Source organism: Variovorax sp. 01T432 (genome assembly GCF_056398605.1).
The window spans coordinates 25,996-42,429 of the sequence record NZ_JBFTPS010000023.1; the positions used below are offsets into that span (position 1 = coordinate 25,996).

At 67.5% G+C, this 16,434-nt stretch carries 14 protein-coding genes; all 14 read right to left on the reverse strand.

The annotated features are described in order from the left end of the window. Nucleotides 1-22 precede the first annotated feature (22 nt). On the reverse strand, nucleotides 23-1,900 hold the full coding sequence (locus AC1DNF_RS18185) for a transglycosylase SLT domain-containing protein (protein ID WP_478150010.1): 1,878 nt from the start codon (nucleotides 1,898-1,900) through the stop codon (nucleotides 23-25). 1 nt (nucleotide 1,901) lies between these two features. Continuing rightward, entirely contained in the window at nucleotides 1,902-2,654 is a 753-nt protein-coding gene (locus AC1DNF_RS18190; protein WP_478150011.1) for a phosphoadenosine phosphosulfate reductase domain-containing protein, read from the reverse strand. Between the two features lie 8 nt (nucleotides 2,655-2,662). Continuing rightward, nucleotides 2,663-3,514 carry a hypothetical protein gene (locus tag AC1DNF_RS18195; RefSeq protein ID WP_478150012.1) on the reverse strand — a complete coding sequence of 284 codons (852 nt, stop codon included), beginning with the start codon at nucleotides 3,512-3,514 and terminating at the stop codon, nucleotides 2,663-2,665. After that, nucleotides 3,498-4,136: a GNAT family N-acetyltransferase gene (locus tag AC1DNF_RS18200; RefSeq protein WP_478150013.1), complete on the reverse strand. Its 639-nt coding sequence runs from the start codon at nucleotides 4,134-4,136 to the stop codon at nucleotides 3,498-3,500. The genes AC1DNF_RS18195 and AC1DNF_RS18200 overlap by 17 nt, the downstream gene beginning before the upstream one ends. Before the next feature lie 100 nt (nucleotides 4,137-4,236). Beyond that, nucleotides 4,237-4,800 (reverse strand): DUF4376 domain-containing protein, encoded by a 564-nt coding sequence (locus AC1DNF_RS18205; RefSeq protein WP_478150014.1) that lies wholly within the window; start codon nucleotides 4,798-4,800, stop codon nucleotides 4,237-4,239. Nucleotide 4,801: 1 nt separating this feature from the next. Next, nucleotides 4,802-7,225 (reverse strand): phage tail tip fiber protein, encoded by a 2,424-nt coding sequence (locus AC1DNF_RS18210; RefSeq protein ID WP_478150015.1) that lies wholly within the window; start codon nucleotides 7,223-7,225, stop codon nucleotides 4,802-4,804. Further along, entirely contained in the window at nucleotides 7,222-8,904 is a 1,683-nt protein-coding gene (locus AC1DNF_RS18215; RefSeq protein WP_478150016.1) for a hypothetical protein, read from the reverse strand. Before AC1DNF_RS18215 ends, AC1DNF_RS18210 begins: the two co-directional genes overlap by 4 nt. Further along, nucleotides 8,901-9,209: a phage fiber-tail adaptor protein gene (locus AC1DNF_RS18220; RefSeq protein ID WP_478150017.1), complete on the reverse strand. Its 309-nt coding sequence runs from the start codon at nucleotides 9,207-9,209 to the stop codon at nucleotides 8,901-8,903. Before AC1DNF_RS18220 ends, AC1DNF_RS18215 begins: the two co-directional genes overlap by 4 nt. Before the next feature lie 15 nt (nucleotides 9,210-9,224). Then, nucleotides 9,225-12,779, reverse strand: a complete 3,555-nt coding sequence (locus tag AC1DNF_RS18225; protein ID WP_478150018.1) for a right-handed parallel beta-helix repeat-containing protein — start codon at nucleotides 12,777-12,779, stop codon at nucleotides 9,225-9,227. Between the two features lie 14 nt (nucleotides 12,780-12,793). Next, nucleotides 12,794-13,231: a phage tail fiber protein gene (locus AC1DNF_RS18230; RefSeq protein WP_478150019.1), complete on the reverse strand. Its 438-nt coding sequence runs from the start codon at nucleotides 13,229-13,231 to the stop codon at nucleotides 12,794-12,796. 19 nt (nucleotides 13,232-13,250) lie between these two features. Beyond that, a complete protein-coding gene (locus AC1DNF_RS18235; RefSeq protein WP_478150020.1) occupies nucleotides 13,251-14,924 on the reverse strand; it encodes a hypothetical protein in 1,674 nt (557 codons plus the stop codon). Then, complete coding sequence (locus tag AC1DNF_RS18240) at nucleotides 14,924-15,253, reverse strand: hypothetical protein (protein ID WP_478150021.1); 330 nt, start codon at nucleotides 15,251-15,253, stop codon at nucleotides 14,924-14,926. Before AC1DNF_RS18240 ends, AC1DNF_RS18235 begins: the two co-directional genes overlap by 1 nt. A 6-nt stretch (nucleotides 15,254-15,259) precedes the next feature. Beyond that, entirely contained in the window at nucleotides 15,260-15,817 is a 558-nt protein-coding gene (locus tag AC1DNF_RS18245; RefSeq protein WP_478150022.1) for a hypothetical protein, read from the reverse strand. Then, nucleotides 15,814-16,434 carry a phage adaptor protein gene (locus AC1DNF_RS18250; RefSeq protein ID WP_478150023.1) on the reverse strand — a complete coding sequence of 207 codons (621 nt, stop codon included), beginning with the start codon at nucleotides 16,432-16,434 and terminating at the stop codon, nucleotides 15,814-15,816. The genes AC1DNF_RS18245 and AC1DNF_RS18250 overlap by 4 nt, the downstream gene beginning before the upstream one ends.

Sequence of the window (16,434 nt, forward strand, 5' to 3'; positions counted from 1 at the left end):
TGGGTGCTGGGGTTGATCGGGGCTACTTCGAGGTCGCGATGAGCTCGCGAGACTTCTTCTCGGCGTCCAACTTCTCGCGCTGCAGGAACGCGGTCTGCGCGGCGTTGAAGCGGCGCTCTTCGTCCTTCGCCGCGCGCTCCTTGTCCTTCGAGGCCTCGGCGTCCTTGGTCTTGCGCCAGTTGGAGACGTCCGGGCTGAACTCCACGCGGGTTCCTCGGTTCATCTCGGCGACTTGGCGCTTGTAGAGAGCCTCCATCGGGTCCGCGGCGCCCTGCGTCGCGGCGAGCGCACTGCTGGTCCGCTGCGAATAGTTGCGGTTCTCGGCGGTACCGTTGGTGCCCTTCTCGGCCGACACGCCCCCGTTGAAGCCCGCCATCGCCTTGTCCCACGAGCCCGTGCGGTCGTAGCTCTCCTTCAGGTGGTAGGCAGCCGCGAGCGCCTGCTCGTTGGGGTCGGTCGAATAGGCGTCGACGCCGTACTTCTTCTTGAAGGCTTCGCGCGAGCTGGGGATGAACTGGTAGACGCCCTGCGCGCCCGCCGACGACACCTGATTGCTGTTGCTGCGCTCGCCGACGGTGCGGATGATGCGCATGACCTCCGTGGGCACGCCGGTCTTCTTCGAGGCCTCCGATTCGGCCGAATCCCACACCGGGTCCTTGTAGCTGGCCGGAACGGAGCCGCGACCCGAACCGCCGCCCTGCCCGCCATTCGCGCCGGCGTTGCGGCCCTGCGGCTTGAGGTTGAAGGGGTCGGTGGCGGCCGCCTCCTTCATGTAGGGCTGAAGGTGCTTGCCGATCTGCGCATTCACGATCGCCTGCCGCTCGAGCAGGGCCTTCGCGCCAGGTGCATCCGGCTGCCAGCTGCCGTCGGCCTGCGCCTTGGCGATCGCCGAGCTGATGGTGTCCTGCTCCTTGCGCAAGCCATCGACCTGCAGCTTCACGGCCTGCGGGATCTTGGCGCCGCGCAGCGCCTCTTGATAGGCGAGGTCTTGCGTCTTGATCTGCACTTCGGCCAGCTTGTCCTGGCGGTCGGCCGAGCGCGATTGAAGTCCGAACGACTGGTTGAACTGGCTGGCCTGCTGGTTGAAGGCGCGATCGGAGTTGGCCTGCGCTTGCGCGCGCTGCTGCTGCTGGTCCAGATGCGCCATGCGGGCCGACGGGTCCACAGTGCGGTCGAGCATGTACGCGGCCTGGACGAGGCCATTCTGGTCGTTCGAGAACTGCGGCAGGCCTGGGATCGGCGCGACGTTGCCATCCTTGTCGACGGCCGAGTACGTCACGGTCTTTCCGTCCTCGCTGACGACGGCCTGCACGTTCATGCCCTTCATGGGTCCGGCCTCCGAGGAGGTCGCCAACGAAGCGAGCCCGGCGTGGCCGTTGCGCATGGCGCCGCCCAGGTCGCGCTTCCACTGTGCGTCGGCGAGCTGCATCTTCTGAAGCTCGGCCGTGCGTCCGCCAGCCTCCATCGCCATCGCCTTGTCGAACTGGCCGGCCCTGCGGTAGGCGCCCGCGACGCGCCCATTCACCGCGTCGGGCGAGTTCTCGGCCGCCGCTGCGGTATCAGCAGCAGCGCGGTCGGCAAAGGCCTTGCCGGCGACGGAGAAGCCGCCTTGCTGAAGGCCCTGGTTCGGCAGCGCAGCGTTCTCAGGCAGGCCCACATCACGGTTGTCCATGGTGTCGGGCTTGACCATGCCGCCCGCGCCCTCGGTCACGCCGACGGTCGCGCCGGCACTCTGCAAGTCGCGGTCGAGCGAATCCTGCTTGGCCTCGTCCTTGCGCACGCGCGCGCGGCGCTCGTCGCGCCATTCCTTCTCGTCCTTGCGGTCCTGCTGGTCCTCGACGATGTTGGTTCCCTTCAGATAGCCGCCCACAGCAGCTGCGAGTGCGTTGCCCCATCCCATGTCAGTTCTCCAGTTCGCCGGCCAACGTCGCGGCCTGATGGTTGATTTCGTCGCGGATGAGCTGCAGGCGCACCGCGCGCTTGGCGTGCTGCTCAGGGTGATGTCGCCGCAGGTACTGGGTCAGGCCATCGCCCCACCACGCCGTGCATGTCATGCAGTCGCTGGCCCGCGTGATGCCTTCGCGGTAGAAGTCGGCCACCGGCAAGCCGTTGGCGCGCAGGTAGTTCTCGACGTCATCGCCGGTCCAGTGCTGGATCGGGTACAGGACCTCAAAGCCATCGGCAGCCTGGCCGGAGCGCAGCGGGGGCGCGGCGTAGTCCTCGTCGCGCTGCCCACGAACCAGCAGGGTCACGCCGTCCGCCTCCATGCGCGCGTGCAGCGGGTTCATCACGACGGCAGTGCAGCATTCGTAGCGGCCGATGATCTTGATCGACCGGCCCGACACCATGCGGCCGATGTGCGTGTTGTCGGCCGGCACCAAGTCGCTGGCCAGCCCGTGAGCCTCGCGCAAGGCCTCCACGTCGCTGCGAATGATCGTGATGGGCACGTCCCGCGCCACGCGGTCGACCACGGCGCGCGTCTCGGGGAACTGGTCGCCGCTGTCCACGTGGTAGACCGTCAGGCGGTCCCAAAACGGCCGCAGCAGGTACAGCGTGGCGGTGGAATCCCGCCCGCCAGAGAACTGAAGCGCGATGTTCTCGTGCCGACGGAATGCCGCCACCACCGCGCGCGAGTCGATCGTGGGGTGCGCCATCGAGGTCATCAGATGGCAACCGCCGCGATGGTGGCGATCGCGCCGATGCCCGCGCTCGTGTTCGCGCTATCCGCGTTGGCTGCGGACTGCTGCTGCGAGGCGATGTTGCCGTACATCTGGCCGGCGCTCGCAAGCCCTTGCTGCGCGCCCTGGAAGCCGGCCTGCATGCCGTTGACGCCAGCCGAGGCCGCGTTCAGCGAAGTGGTGGAGTTCCCGACGGAGCTGTTGCCCTGCTGCATGGCCAGGGCTGCATTCGTGGCCTGGCTGGATGCGATGCCCCGGCCGAGGTTGACGGCATCGGCCTTCTTCGCCGCACCGATCGTCTCCACTTGGCGCATGGCCGTGTTCGCCGCGCCCGCCTTGACCTTGGCCGCGCCCAGGTCGATCCCGCTCTGCATGGCGATCGTCCGGCCGCTGGCGGGATTGACGCCGGCACGCTCCATCTCGCGCATGGTGGCGCCGCGCTGCGCGGCGATCGCCGTCTCGGCGTCGGCCGAAGCGGCAGCCGCAGCGGCCGCGCGCCGCTCGGGCGTGTCGTAGTTCTTCGCCTCCTCCACCATCGACTGCTCGAGCGGACGGTAGGTGTTGTTGTAATCGTCCTGCGCCTGCCGGGCGATGGCCGTCTGCTGCTGGGACTGCTCGAGCTGCGAGCGCGAAAGCTGGTTCGCCAGGTCGGACGTCGTTGCGCGCTCGTCGGCCGTGCTGGCGTAGATTTCCTTCGCCCAGTCGAGCTGCTCGCGCGAAAGGTCGGCCTGCATGCGCGCGGCGTAGTTCTGGCCGCTGTTGTCGACGCTGCCGCCGCCGCCCATCGGCGTGAGGCGGTAGCCCGCGCTGTGTCGCTGTTCAAACGAAAGAATCACGAGAGACCTCCTTGTGCCGGGTAGGCACGTCGGCGAAGTTCTCGCCGTCGTGGGTCTTCGTAACCCTGTTGGAAACACTGCGGTAGCCGAGGAACTTGGCCATGCGGTCGGCGCCGTTCTCGAGCCGGAAGTGGAACGTGGCTTCGCGCACCCCCAGGGCGAAGACGCAACGCTCGGCGTACTGCACAAGATGAAGCCCGACCAGCCCGCCGCGGTGCGCGCGATCGACATACAGCAGGTCGTCGGTCACGGCGAGCCGGCCGGTGTCGATGTTGTCGCCCACCAGCAGCCATACGCTGCCCACGAGGGTTCCGGTCGACGTGCGCACGGTGAAGATGACGAGGCGCCCCTGGCGGGACATTTCGATGAGGCGCGCCCAGTTCGTGCGGATCGGAGCGCCGTCGCTCGTCTCGTAGAGGTAGCTGGCGCGCTGCTGGCGAAGCTCGAGGCCCCCGTCCATCAGGCGCTCACACTGGAAGACGTAACCGCCCTTGTGCTCAGGCTCGAATTGCCACGGGTCAATGCTCAGGTCGGGGTCGCTGCAGGCCTCCCGCGCAATCTCGCAGGCGAGCTCAGGCGTCAGGACATTCCCGATCTGCTTCGCCAGCGCCACCGCGAGCATTGCACGCACGTTCCAAGCCCCTCAAGTTGAATGCCCGCAGCTCGGGCCGAACGAGCGTAAAAGGCGGGTATTGGGAAAACAAGGGGGGTCGAAAACCCGGTTACTCCGGCCACCGGATGGCCGCGAGCCCGTCCATAGATGACTCGTCGATCTGGTCGCGCAGCCCGCGGGCGATGTCATACGCATGGTTCACGTGGCCGAGCACGGCCAGCGCGACCTCCCTGAACTGGTCCTTGGTCAAGGTGATGCTGCTGTTGTCGAAGCGGGTCCAGACTACGGTCCAGTCCTCGGGCAGGGCATCGAGCGCGGCGTAGGTCCCGGTGATGTTGACGGCCGCGCTGGGATCGGCGTCGAAGCGACCGAGGGCGCCCACCACCACCCCAGCGGCGATGAAGCGCGTGCGAGCGGCCTTGATTTCCTCCCACTTCTCGGCCTGGAGCACGGCGAGGGAGCGGCGATCGACCCAGGCATGGATCGACCAGTCGTACTCATGCACGGGGCTCGGCTGGGCCGGGATCTTCACCCAGGACTCGCCGGAGCGGTAGGTGTCGAGCGGCGCCTGCTCCTCGATGACACGCTGCCCAGGCGCGAGCGGGATGTCCAAGTGCTGCGTGATGCCGGTCATCATGACCCGGCCCCACTCGTCGAGAATCGTGAATTCCATGTCAAGGCCTCCGGGCAATGCTGCACACGAGGGTGGCGTCACAACCGCTGTTGGTGTTGGCCGTGACGATGTAGTAGCCGGGCCCGAGCGCCAGGAGCGAGGTCATCGTCACGGGTGGTACGGTCCATGTCGTCGGGCCGAATCCGCCAGAATCGCCGCCGTTGCCGTCCTGCGTGTACGTCGTCGGGATGACGCTCTGGTCCGGGACACCCGTGAGGGTGAACACCGATGGCCCGATGTACTGGTTCGGAAAGCCTTGGCGGGCCTGCCAGGAAGCCGTGCAATGGACGTAGTGAACTTCGCCAGCTGGCACCGAGATTCCGACTTGCGCGAGCTGGACACCACGTGCCCAAGCCATCGTGGTCACGGCGCCGCCCTGGATCTGCGCCGTGCCGATGATGTTCGCGGCGTAGACGGTCATGACCCCGTTCTGCACGTAGAAGCCTGGCGCGTACAGATTGCCGCCGCGGTCGACTTGGAAGTACTGCCCGGTGTTGTAGTTGCCGAGCAGGAGCCCATTGGGGCCGAGGTAGAAGCCCCCGTCGCCGTTGGTGGGCCAGCCATAGCCCGTGTACGACCCCCCGCGCAGCGAACCGGCATAGCAGTCCCCCAGGATCGCATTCAGGGCCGCGAGGCTCGGCGTGCTGATACCCCCGGGCGTGATGACCGTTCCGACGCCGCTGGGCGAGTAGTCCGAGAACGCCGTCTGCTTGGTGCGTGCGAGGCCCACGAAGGGCTGCAGCCAGAAGCCATAGCTGCTCGTCTGCCCGGCGCTGGTCTGCCCCTTGATGAGCCGGATGACCCCGTAGGAGGCGGTGCTCGGCGCCACGCCGAAGCAGCCCACTTTTTTGAACTGGTCAAACCGGGTGCCGCCGCCCAGGCCGACATTCAGCCCGTTGTCGTTGGTGACTTGGTTGTCCGACGAGGTGCCGAGGGAGGCCTGATTGCCGTCGAACCACTGGATGTCGACGTAGCAATTGCAGCGGTGCGAGCCGTTGAGCGCATGGGCCTCGTAGCGCCGGCCTGGGATGGCCGGGAAGCTGCATTGCGCGAGCATGTAGGCGTTGGCGATCGGGCCATTCGAGGCCTCCATCACGAGCCCCTGAGCCGATGGCGGGCACCACGTCGGGAAGCTCACAGGGGAGCGATAGAACTGCGGCACCGACTCGGCGTTCCCGGTGGCCCAACCGATCGGGATGGCCGCGTTCTGCCCGCCCCGGTCGATCCACGTCGAGTTGTTCAACAGGTTCGCGCCGTTGCCCACGTTGAGCTGCTGCGCGTTGACGGAGCCGCCCGGCAGGTCCAGCGTGCCATCGGCGCCCAGGCGGAAGCCGGTGCCCGTGCCGTTGTAGTTGCTCGATTGGATGTAGTCGGGGGCAACCAGAATGCCACCCACCGAGCCGTTGCCGACGAACGCGCTCCCTCGGAAGACCGCGCTGTTGAACTCCACATTGCCGATGCCGTTGATCTTCCAGCCGCTTTGGCCGGCGACATAGTTGGTCGACTGGATGTACTGGCCAATGGCGATGGTGCCGGCCGTGATCTTGTCCGCGCTGACGTTGGCGACCTTGAGGTTGTCGATCGCGCCGTTGGCCACCTTCAGGTTGGTGATGGTGCCGTTCTGGATGAACGCCTCGCGCAGGTAGACGCCGACGGGCACGGCCACGCCGTTGAGCGTAATCGGCGAAGTGACGACGCTGAACATGGGCGCGGCGGCCGGGTCGAGGTCGCTGGCCACATAGAACTGCGTGGCCCGGAAGGTGACGCGGGAGTATGGCGAGGTCGGATTCGTCGCCGCCGCCGTGAGCGCATCGAAGAGCAGCCGCACGTCCTGCCCGGTGACCGCCACCAGACCATTCGTGCCGCCTGCGGGCGCGGGCGACTCCACGCCATCCTTCGTCACCCAGGTAATCCACAGGTGCCACGTCGTGTTGGGGTCCGTGGGATAGGCATAGACCGTGCCCCCGAAGGTCGAGAGCAGCACGGCATCGGAGAACGTCGGCACGGGCCCGCCCGTGCGCTTGGCGCCGTAGAGCTTCGTGGTGCCATGCCCATGGCCCACGGTGTAGACCTGATTCGCGCACTCGATGTAGAGGTAGCTGATGCCCGCGCCCACCGTGAACCCGCTGGGGCTCGGCGGTGGCGTCAGGTCCGGCTCGTAAGTGTCGCCACCAACGACGATGGTCCCGCCCGAGCCCGGCGTGCCGATGACGGTGTTGACGCGCCCGATGGGGTTGCGTGAGCCCCCCGCAAGGTAGGTCTTGCTCACGTCGATCAGGCCCGCGTTCGCAAGATCCCGCACGGTGATGCCGCGGTCGAGCTTGTCGCCCTGGAGCCCGAGGTAGGTCTGCACGGACTCGCGCAGCGTGTCGAGGATGTTGCCGGCCTTCGTGCCCGGCAAGCTCTTGCGGTTGTCGGGCTTCATAGGGGCGCCAGCTCCCCCATGCTCTGCACCATCGCGAACTGCTGCACGGGCTGCGTGGTGGCGAGCTCAACCTGGCACCGAAGTGCCTCGAACTCGCCCGGCAGCCGGAAGGGCTCGCCGTCGATCACCGTCTTGGTGTAGCGCAGGGTCGTGGCATCGGGGCTGGTGAAGAGCCCGGGACGCCGCGCCATCACCTTGGGCACCAGCTCTGCATCAACCCCAAGGTAGTCGATCTTGACGGTCACGGGGAAGGCATCGGCCACGACGCGCGCGCTCGAGAAGTTGGTGCGGGGATGGCGAAGCACCCCCGAACGGAAGGTGGCAGTCATCACGTCGGGGCCTGCGTCCCACTTGCGTACGGTCGAGCCGTCCAGCACGTAGAGCGCGTCCTGCAGCTCATCGAAGTAGAGCGCGTCGTAGCCCTTGTCGAGGAAGAACAGGCCCGTCGGGTTGAGCGGATCCACCAGAAAGCCCTTCGTCACCCCGCCCTGCGTGAAGAAGCCGATGTAGGCGCCCTCGTAGCAGCCGCCGACGATGCTCTCCGGGTTGATCGCCTGCCAGTCGTCGCGGGTCATGAGCCCTGCGGTGATGATCTTCGCGCCGCTGGCACCGTAGTAGGCGAGGCCATCGGGGCATGCCCAGGCCACGCCATGGCCCAGGCTGACGACGGAGCGCGGCGCCACGCACGCCTCGGCGAACTGGATCGGCTCCTCGGACAGGGAATCGGGAGACGCGCCCGACACCAGCACCGGTTTGGCGGTCGTGAGCACGAGCAGCGCCTGGCCGAAGCGCCCGAGCGCCACGGCCTTTGCGTCCGGAGGCAGCGTCTCGAATGCCGGGGGCCACGCATAGGGCTTGTAGGCCACGCAATACCGCACCGAGCCGCTGCTCGCGTCGATCGCCGCAGCCATGCCGTTCCACATCGGCGTGAGGTAGCTCAGATCTGCCGGGGGCGGCAGCCAACCGTCCGTGGGCAGCACTTCGCCGAGCGCGCGGCCGTCGTCGGTCGTCGTGTCGAGGGTGGAGACGATTTCGCGCAGGAAGAAGAACTCGGTGTCGCCCTGCTGCCCGGTCTGCGTGCGGTAGATCCGGATGCGGTTGATGCCATACGGGCCCGAAGGAGGCGCGGCGAGATTGCTGATCGTCCAAGTCGCGTCGGTCTTGCCGCTCACGGGCAGCGAGACGGGGCTGGGAGCGCTCTCTTCGCCCTTGTCGGTCACATAGGTGAAGACGTAGTAGCGGATTTCCGTGTCCGTGGCCGCGCCGGCGTCGAGGACCGTAAGCGCGGGGACGGCGGTGGGCACCGGGACGCCCAGCGCGCGCCAGGCGGTCGGATAGGGGGTCGAGGCGAGCGCGATCGTGTTGTCGGTCTGCTTCGGGATGCCGTCGCCGGTGTAGAAGGTGCGCTCCGTCGTGTCCTCGGTGATGAAGCCGCGCATGGCATGCACCACGCCGGTCCACGAGAACCAGTAGTCGGCATCGCTCGCCACGTCGCGCCCCATGCGGTAGATGGTCGAGCGCCCCGAAGGCACGGTGGCGACGTCGAGCGGGTTGCGCAGCGGCCGCAGGTCGCCGCGCCCCGGCTTCTGGTTGCGCGAAGACACGCCCGCGCCTTCCGGGAGCAGGGTCGGGTGAACGGCCCGATTCTCCCCAGTGAAGCCCGCCAGGACAATCTTCATGCGGAGGTCCCCCTGACCTTCAGGACGAAGTGGTCCACCAGAATCCGCCCGCCCGCGCTGGTGGCCACCACGGTGATGAGGTAGTCCTTCTTGTCGGTGCCGTCCGCCAGCCACACCTTGGAGCGGCGATTCGAGAACGTCACCACGCCCACGGTCATTGCCGTGTTGGTGAGGTCGCCGATGCACTGCGCCGTGGCCTGAGCGTCGGCGATGCTGTCGCTGGCCGGCAGCTCGGTCGTGGGGTAGGCGATGTCGTAATCGAAGACCTCGCCCGGGTCCTTCGTGAATCTCGCAAGAATGGTCATCGTGTGCTCCGAAAATCAGGTTTTGACCATCACGCGCTGCTGCTCAGGCCGCGTCATAAGTCGGGGCTTCTGCGGCCGATACATCGTGCGCAGGGCCGGTGCCGCCAGGAAGGTGCCGCCCGCGCCCGGGGGAGTTCCGCCGTTCGCGTTGAAGACCAGCTCGAGCACCGCCTCGGCTACAGCGCTGCGGATCACAGAGAGGCGGAAGTCCGCATCGGCCTGGGCATCGAGACTTGCGGTACCGGCGTTGATCGCCCCGCCTTCGGCGACGAGCCCGCCAATGGCATCGAGGACGCCAGATCCGCCAGCGATGCCAGTCGCGATGAAGGCAACGTCGGCGCTCGCCCGCATGTCGAACTCGCCTTCGGTGCCCACGATGGCGTTCGAGTTGAACGCGCCCGCGGCATCGGCCGAGGCCTCCCAAAGTGCCGAGGCGATCGCGCCACCGGCGCCGGCGCCCGGCGCATCGCCCGTCAGCGCGCCAACGGCGCCCGCGATCGAGGTTGCGGTGAAGGCAACGTTGTTCGGCCCGCCTCCCCCGCCGATGTCTCGCAGGAACCGGGTTCCAGGGATCACGCCGCCGTCGAGCCACGCGAACTGCGTCGTGCGCACGTCATCGCCCAGGTCATAGGTGCCCTTCGAGTCGTAGCGCATCGCACTGATGGGCTTCTGCCAGTTCGCCTCGGCCTCCGGGAAGGAGGAGTTGACGGCCAGCATCGAGAGCCGCGTGGGATACACGAGCAGGTTGCCGAACGGCACATCAATCGAAGTGCAGTTGAAGACCGCGCCGCCAATGTAGTAGGCATTGCTGAAAGGGACGTTGGCCAAGTCAAAGAGAACGGCGTTGCCTGCGCCGCGCGAGAGCGTGCAGCCCTCGAGGATGGCCGACGGCGAGACGAGCGCCGTGTTCGCCGCGCTGCCCACGATCTGGCAGCCCACCAGCATGACCTGGTTGAGCTTCGCGTCGACGGCCACCGTGCCGCCGTTGTTGATGAAGGCGCAGTTCGTGAAGGTCGGGTAGTTGTGCCCGCCCACGAGCATGACCGCGCTGCCGGTGTTGTCCTCGAAGTAGCACTCGGTCCACGTGTTGAGGTTGTCGGCGCGGCCGCACTCCATGTCCAGCGGCAGCCCGCAGCTCGTCCACTGGCACCGGAAGAAGTTCGTCTTGTCGATGTAGGCGATGGTCGGGCCGGTGCCGTCGCCGATGGTCTGCCGCTGCTTGACGCCAGCGCCGCAGTTATGGAAGTTGCAGTGCTGGAACCAACCGTTGTCCCAGGCGTAGGCGTTGTCGAGGAAGGTGCCCGCCTCCACCATGTCGCGGAAGGTGACGTTGACGAACCAGAACTCGTTCAGCTGCGTGTTGCCCTCGGACTGGTGCAGGCCGTTCTTGCCGCCCTGCATCACGAGGTCAATCATCGTGAGTGCCGCCGTGTAGGGCGAGGCCAGCGCAGAGCCATTGCCCCAGTTCGTCTCGATCATCTGGAGCGAGCTGTCCTTGGCGACGAAGGCGGTTTGCCCGGCCACGCCGTTGAAGACCTGGTTCGGGCGCACCTTGAGGGTCGAGCCGAAGTAGTAGATCCGCGGTTCGAGCTCAACCACCAGACCGGCGTTGCACAGCGCCTGGAGCGCGGGCACGTCGTCGGCCTTGCCGGCAAGCCCCACATTCCAGTTCGGGCCGGCTGGGTCCGGCACTGGCCGGCGCTGCGGCCCGCCCCAGGCCACGGAAGTGGGGGGTAGCGGCGGGACGAAGTGCGCCAGCGCGGCAGCGCTCGTCAGGCTCGCCGGCGTGATGCCGTTGGCCTGCAAGGTGAAGTTGGCCGTCTCCGTCACGCGCAGCGCGCCAACGGCCGCATCGGCGGGCGCCGAGTTGTTCGTGCGCCACCATGCGGCCGACGCTGCCTCGGCCTGAAGGCGAATGCGCTTCCCGCCCGAAGTCGCGGTCTGCTGGTGATAGATGATGTTGGTCTTGTCGGCGCCCGAGTCGACGCCATCGTTGCCGTACACCACGCCGCCCACACCCATGACGTTGAGCGTGCCCACGTCGCGCGCCACCAGCGAGGCCTTGCCGTCCGCGTGCGGCGCATAGCTCTCCTCGTCGAAGCCCACGACGCTGAACGTGTCCTGGCCGCTGACCTCGAGGCCGGCGTTCACGGCGCCCAGGGTGTTGAAGCCGACGATCGTGTTGTTGAACGAGGTCCGCCCAGCGCCGCCCTTGAGCAGGAAGCAGGCGAGGCCGTCGCCGCCCAGGCCGTGGGTGTGCGTGCGCACCCATCGGTTGTTGCGGGCGTAGCCGCCTCCGCTGTTGTCGATGCGCACGACGCCGTTCGAGCTGGCAATGAGGTTCTGCTCCAGCGTAGCGCCGGTGGCGATCATGTCGCCGCGGATCATGCCGAAGGCGTTCTTGACGGTCGGCGTGCTGGAAGTGGGGAAGTTGAAGCTGTCGCCCGAGGTCACTCCCATGACGGTCGCCGCGCTGCACCCAGCCTGGATCGTGATCTTGGGGACGATCGACACGCCGGGGATGCCGATGAGCTTCTGCCCCGGCTTGATCACGACGTTCGCCGGCCCCCCGGTGTAGTAGTCGCCCGCGTCCAGCCGCACGACGCCATAGGTGTCGAGTGCGGTCTGCATCTGCGCGCGATTGGCGACGGTCAGCCGGTAGGCGCCGGGCGGGAAGTAGGCCGCAGGGTCGCCATAGGCGGGCACATAGGGCAGGTTCTGGTCGGCGATCGTGGCGACGGCGCCGAGCAGGAGCTGGCTCCCCGCCGCTGCCTGGCCGTCGGCGGTCGCTGCGCCGAGGCCCGCCACGATCTGCGCAGAGCCAGCCGAAGCCGAAGCATCAGCGGTGACGGTGGCCGAGGCCTCCACGATCGTGCTCCCGCCGCCGAGCACATCGTAGGGAGACGGCATCGTGGCGATGTCGGCCCAGGCCCAGCGGCTGCCGCCAGAGGTCACGCGCACACCACCGAACTTGCCCACGAAGCGCCGGTTGGCCGGGTCGAAGCCCTGGCGGCCGAGCAGCACGGCCCCTGCCGTCAGGTGCAGGTTGGTCGAGTCGGCGACATCGCCGTAGGTGAGGTACTTGACCGCGCCGCCATTGCTCCCGAAGAAGACGCCCACGCGCGTGCCGATGCGCTGGAAGCAGACATAGCAGAGTCCCGCATTCTTGAAGTTGAGGCCCAACGGCGAGAGAAAGGTCTCAAGAAACAACCCGCCGTTGCTGTAGATGAAGAGCGAGGGGTTGCTGCCGCCCGCGGCCATCGCCAGTCGGTAGCCGCCCACGCTGTCGCCGTCGGACGCATCCAGCAGCGCCACATCGTCGGCGCTCGTCTCGAACCACACTTCCACGGCGAAGTCGCCAGCGCCGAGCTTGTGCGCGGCGCCAGCGTCCGACGTGAAGTAGTCGCCTGCCGCAGCGCAGAGCCCGCTCGCCGGCGCGAACAGGGGCGAGGTAGTGGAGAGCTTTGCGCCCCCTCCGCTCGTCCAGGCGTTACCCAGCGTGTCGCTGAACGACGTCGCGTTGTTCGCGCCCGCGAACGTGAGGCAGGCTTTGACTTTGGGATCGGCCAATCACGCGCCCTCGCTCAGGCGGTAACGAGGGTGATCGTGCTCGTGGACTTCACGCGCGGGGTGACGCCAACCGCAACGACGATGTTCGGCGTCAGCGTGCCGCGCACCAGCACCTTGCCGGCGCCAGCCGCCGCGGTGCCGACGGAAATGTGCGTGACGGTGCCGCCTGCGCCCGCAGTCATTTCGCCGAAGTCGACGTTCGCGGCCGGGCTCACGATGTTGCCCACGACCGTCCATCCCGCGGCCGTGCGCACGATGGCCATACGCGCATAGCCGGTGTAGGCAATCTCGTTGGTGATCTGCGTTCCACCGGCGCCAGGGTCTGCGGTGTGCAGGCCGAGATAGAGCGTGGTCAGCGGGCTCGATGCCGCGTTGTCGGCGAGGCCGGCGATCGCAATGGCCTGAAAGATGAGCTTCGCCAGGTCGTTGGCAAAGGTGGCGTTGAAGGACATTTCGGTACTCCCTTGAAGGTCAGGTGTTGGAGAGGAGGAAACCTTGCGTACCGATCGCGTCGCGGAAGTCCACGCCGGCGAGGGTGATGGTTCGGACGCCGCTGGCCAGCGCGAACGTCGCGCCCGTCAGGGGCAGGCCCATGTAGCTGTCGGCGCCGCCGCTCGTGGCGCCACCCTCGATGCCAGGAAGGCAGAGCAGGTCGCTGGTGGTTGGGACGTGGGAAGTGCCGGTGTCGCCCGAGACGGCGCCGACCTCGCCGCCCACGCCCCGGTACTGGAGCGAGCCGTCAGCGGTCGCCACGACGGTGATGCGGTAGGCGTTCTTGAACGCGCTCTGCGCCTGCTCGATGGTCCCGCGCTTGAGCTTGAAGTCGTTCCACCGCGCCGCGATCGAGCCCGCGTACTTGCTGCGGTAGACCACGCCGGTGTCGCCGACACCGTTGGGCGACGGGAAGCCCTTGTTGGACCAGTCATCGCCGTCGTAGATCCGCAGCAGGAAGCCGGCGGGGTTCTGGTTGGGGTAGCGCTTGACGGTATCGACCTTCGTCGGCGTGCTGGCCCACACCACCTTGTCGCCCAGGCTCAGGCCGGGAGGTGTGGCCGAGCCCAGCGCCACGTCGCCCACGCCGCCCCATGCGTGATTCACGCTATTGTTCGTCGGGCCCAGGATCACGTCCCAAAACACCGAGTTGCTGTCGACGGTGGTGGTGTAGGCGCGCTTGTACTCGGTGCCGTGCTTCATCGCCTCCGGGTCGGCGATCGCGGTCCCCGAGGCAAGCGCGCGCTCGAAAGCTGCTGCCTCGGCCGCCTGCTCTGCGGTGGCCAGCGTGTTCGTAGCCGGGCCTTCGAGGAGCGCACCGACGAGCATGAGCAGGTTGATCTTCGCGGGGAAGGTCGGATGCAGGCCGTCGTTGGGCTGGTTGATCAGCGTGGAGCTGTTCGCCGGCTGCAGCGGGAACAGGCTGGCGAGCGTGTCGACCACGAGCACGCCGTCGGCGAACGTCTCCGGGCTCGGCACGCCCAGCGCCGGGTCACCGCGATAGGACAGGCGCACGAGGTTGTTCAGGTGCAGCGGCTGCACGCCGTTGGCCATGTAGGCGCAGTTCGGCGTTGCCGTGTTCGGCATCACCCACACGATCACGCAATTCGGGTTCTGCGCCCTGAGCCGGGTGATGACGAACTGCATCCAGAACTGGAAGACGAGCGCCATCTGCACCATGCCCGGCTGGCCATAGGCCACGCGGTAGTCGGGATAGTTGCCACCCAGGGGGTTGCCGGCGCCGCCCGGCGTGACGCCGCCGCGGAAGTCGTTCAGTCCGTAGGTCCCCAGGTACAGGTCCGCCTTGCGGGCGGCCACCGTGTCGATTCCGGTGTAGAGGAGAGAACCGTTCTGGTCGTGGTCGCCTGGAGCGACGAAGCCGCTCATGGTCTGCCCGTTCTTGCCGTGGTTCGATTCGAGGCACGAGCGCAGCGCCGGGTAGATCTGGCCCAGGCGCCCGATCGGCCCTTTGTCGACGGCAGTGAGGCCATCGCCGATGAGCTGCTCGCGCGTCGAGTCTCCGAACCAGCAGATGTGCTTGCCGGCCACGCCACCAGCGTGCCACTTGGCGAGCTTGCGCGTGTCGACCACGCTGGAGCCGCCGCCCGAGGCCGTGGCGCCGCCGTTGCGAGTGGGGTAGAGCGTGACAGTCATCAGGCCCCCACCAGTGCGGAGACAGAGGCACCGGTGCCGCTGATGCTGTTCACGCGCGCCCACAGAAGGCGCCACGGCGCGGTGCTCGCGAAGCCCTCGCCCTTCGGCACGGTGCCGAGCGTGAGGCTGATGGTGCCCAGCAGCACGGCCTCGTTCACGTCGTCGCTGTTGCTGCCCAGGATGTCGACCTCGGCCGCGCCGGCGCCGGCCGTGGTCTTGCCCACGACTTGGAAGGTGCGGGACGGCCCCTCGGGCGACATGGCAATCTGCGACGTGGCCGGCGCCGTGGCACCGCGCAGCAAGAAGAGGGATTTGACGTTCTTGTTCATGGCGCCTCAGAAGAATTGCGCTCGCGCGCGTGGACGGACGGCCGCATTGCCGCGCCAGAGGCGCGTCTTGATGCGGGCGACCTGGTTGTCGTAGTCGTCGCGCTTGGTCGGGTCGCTGGTGAGCTTCACGACGGCGCCGAGCGCGATGACGGCGGCGTAGCGGTCATAGAGGGCGTCGTCGACACCCATGGCGCTGTTGCTCGGCGTGACGCTGCACGTGAGGACCAGCGGCAGGCCCGGCTCCGGGTTCTCCGCGAACATCACGGTCTTGCCGTCGGGCGTGTAGACGTAGCGCCCACGCGGGCTGTCACCGGCGCGCCAGATCGCGTAGTCCTGGCCGTTGAGCGTGGCACTCTCCAGCCGCACGACCTCGGCGTTGTCCAGATCGAGGTCATAGGAGGTCACGCCCTCCTGCGTCGTGATCGGGTCCAGCAGCACCTTCCACGCGCGCGTCTCGGTGCAGAAGGTCTGAAGGGCGCGCAGGATGGCGTGCTCGATGACGGGCTCGGCCTTGCCGGGCGCATCGGGACGCACGTCCTTGAGGAAGGAAGACCACGGCTTCATTTGCGGGCAGGCGTCGAGGCCTGGTCGGATTGGGTCTTGCCCGTCAGGGCCTGCATGAACGTGGCGAGCGCATTGGCAGCGCGCGGCGCGTCGGTGGAGTTGTCGCCGTCCTTGATCCAGGCGCGGTAGCACACCCAGTCGATGAGCGGCCCCTCGTAGATCGGGTCGAGGTCGATGTCGTTGTCCAACGTGGGGCAGTCGGTGGGCACCGCGGCGTAGAGGATGCGCACCTTGTTCCCGGCCGTCGCGGGCGGATAGACCTCGAACGACTTGGGATCGCTCGCGTCGAAGGTGTAGTGCTTCTGCTGGTCGGTCGGATCGGCGATGTACCAGTCCGGATCGAACTCGTTGAGCTGGTCCCGGTTGATGAGCGTGATGGCGCGGCCCCCGACGTTGCGAATCACGTCCAGCAGCCGCGTGCCGCCCGCGGGGATCCGCTGCTCCACGCCCTCTTCCAGCGTGAGGTCGGCTTTCGTGGCCTTCGCGTCCGGACGCACGGCAACGATTTGCAGCTGCGCGCCGTTGAGCCAGCCGAGGAGCTCGGCGTCAGTCCAACGCACGGCGTCCGCATCCTTCAGCAGGATGCGGGCTTGGCCGATGACGCGAGAGGCCTTCAT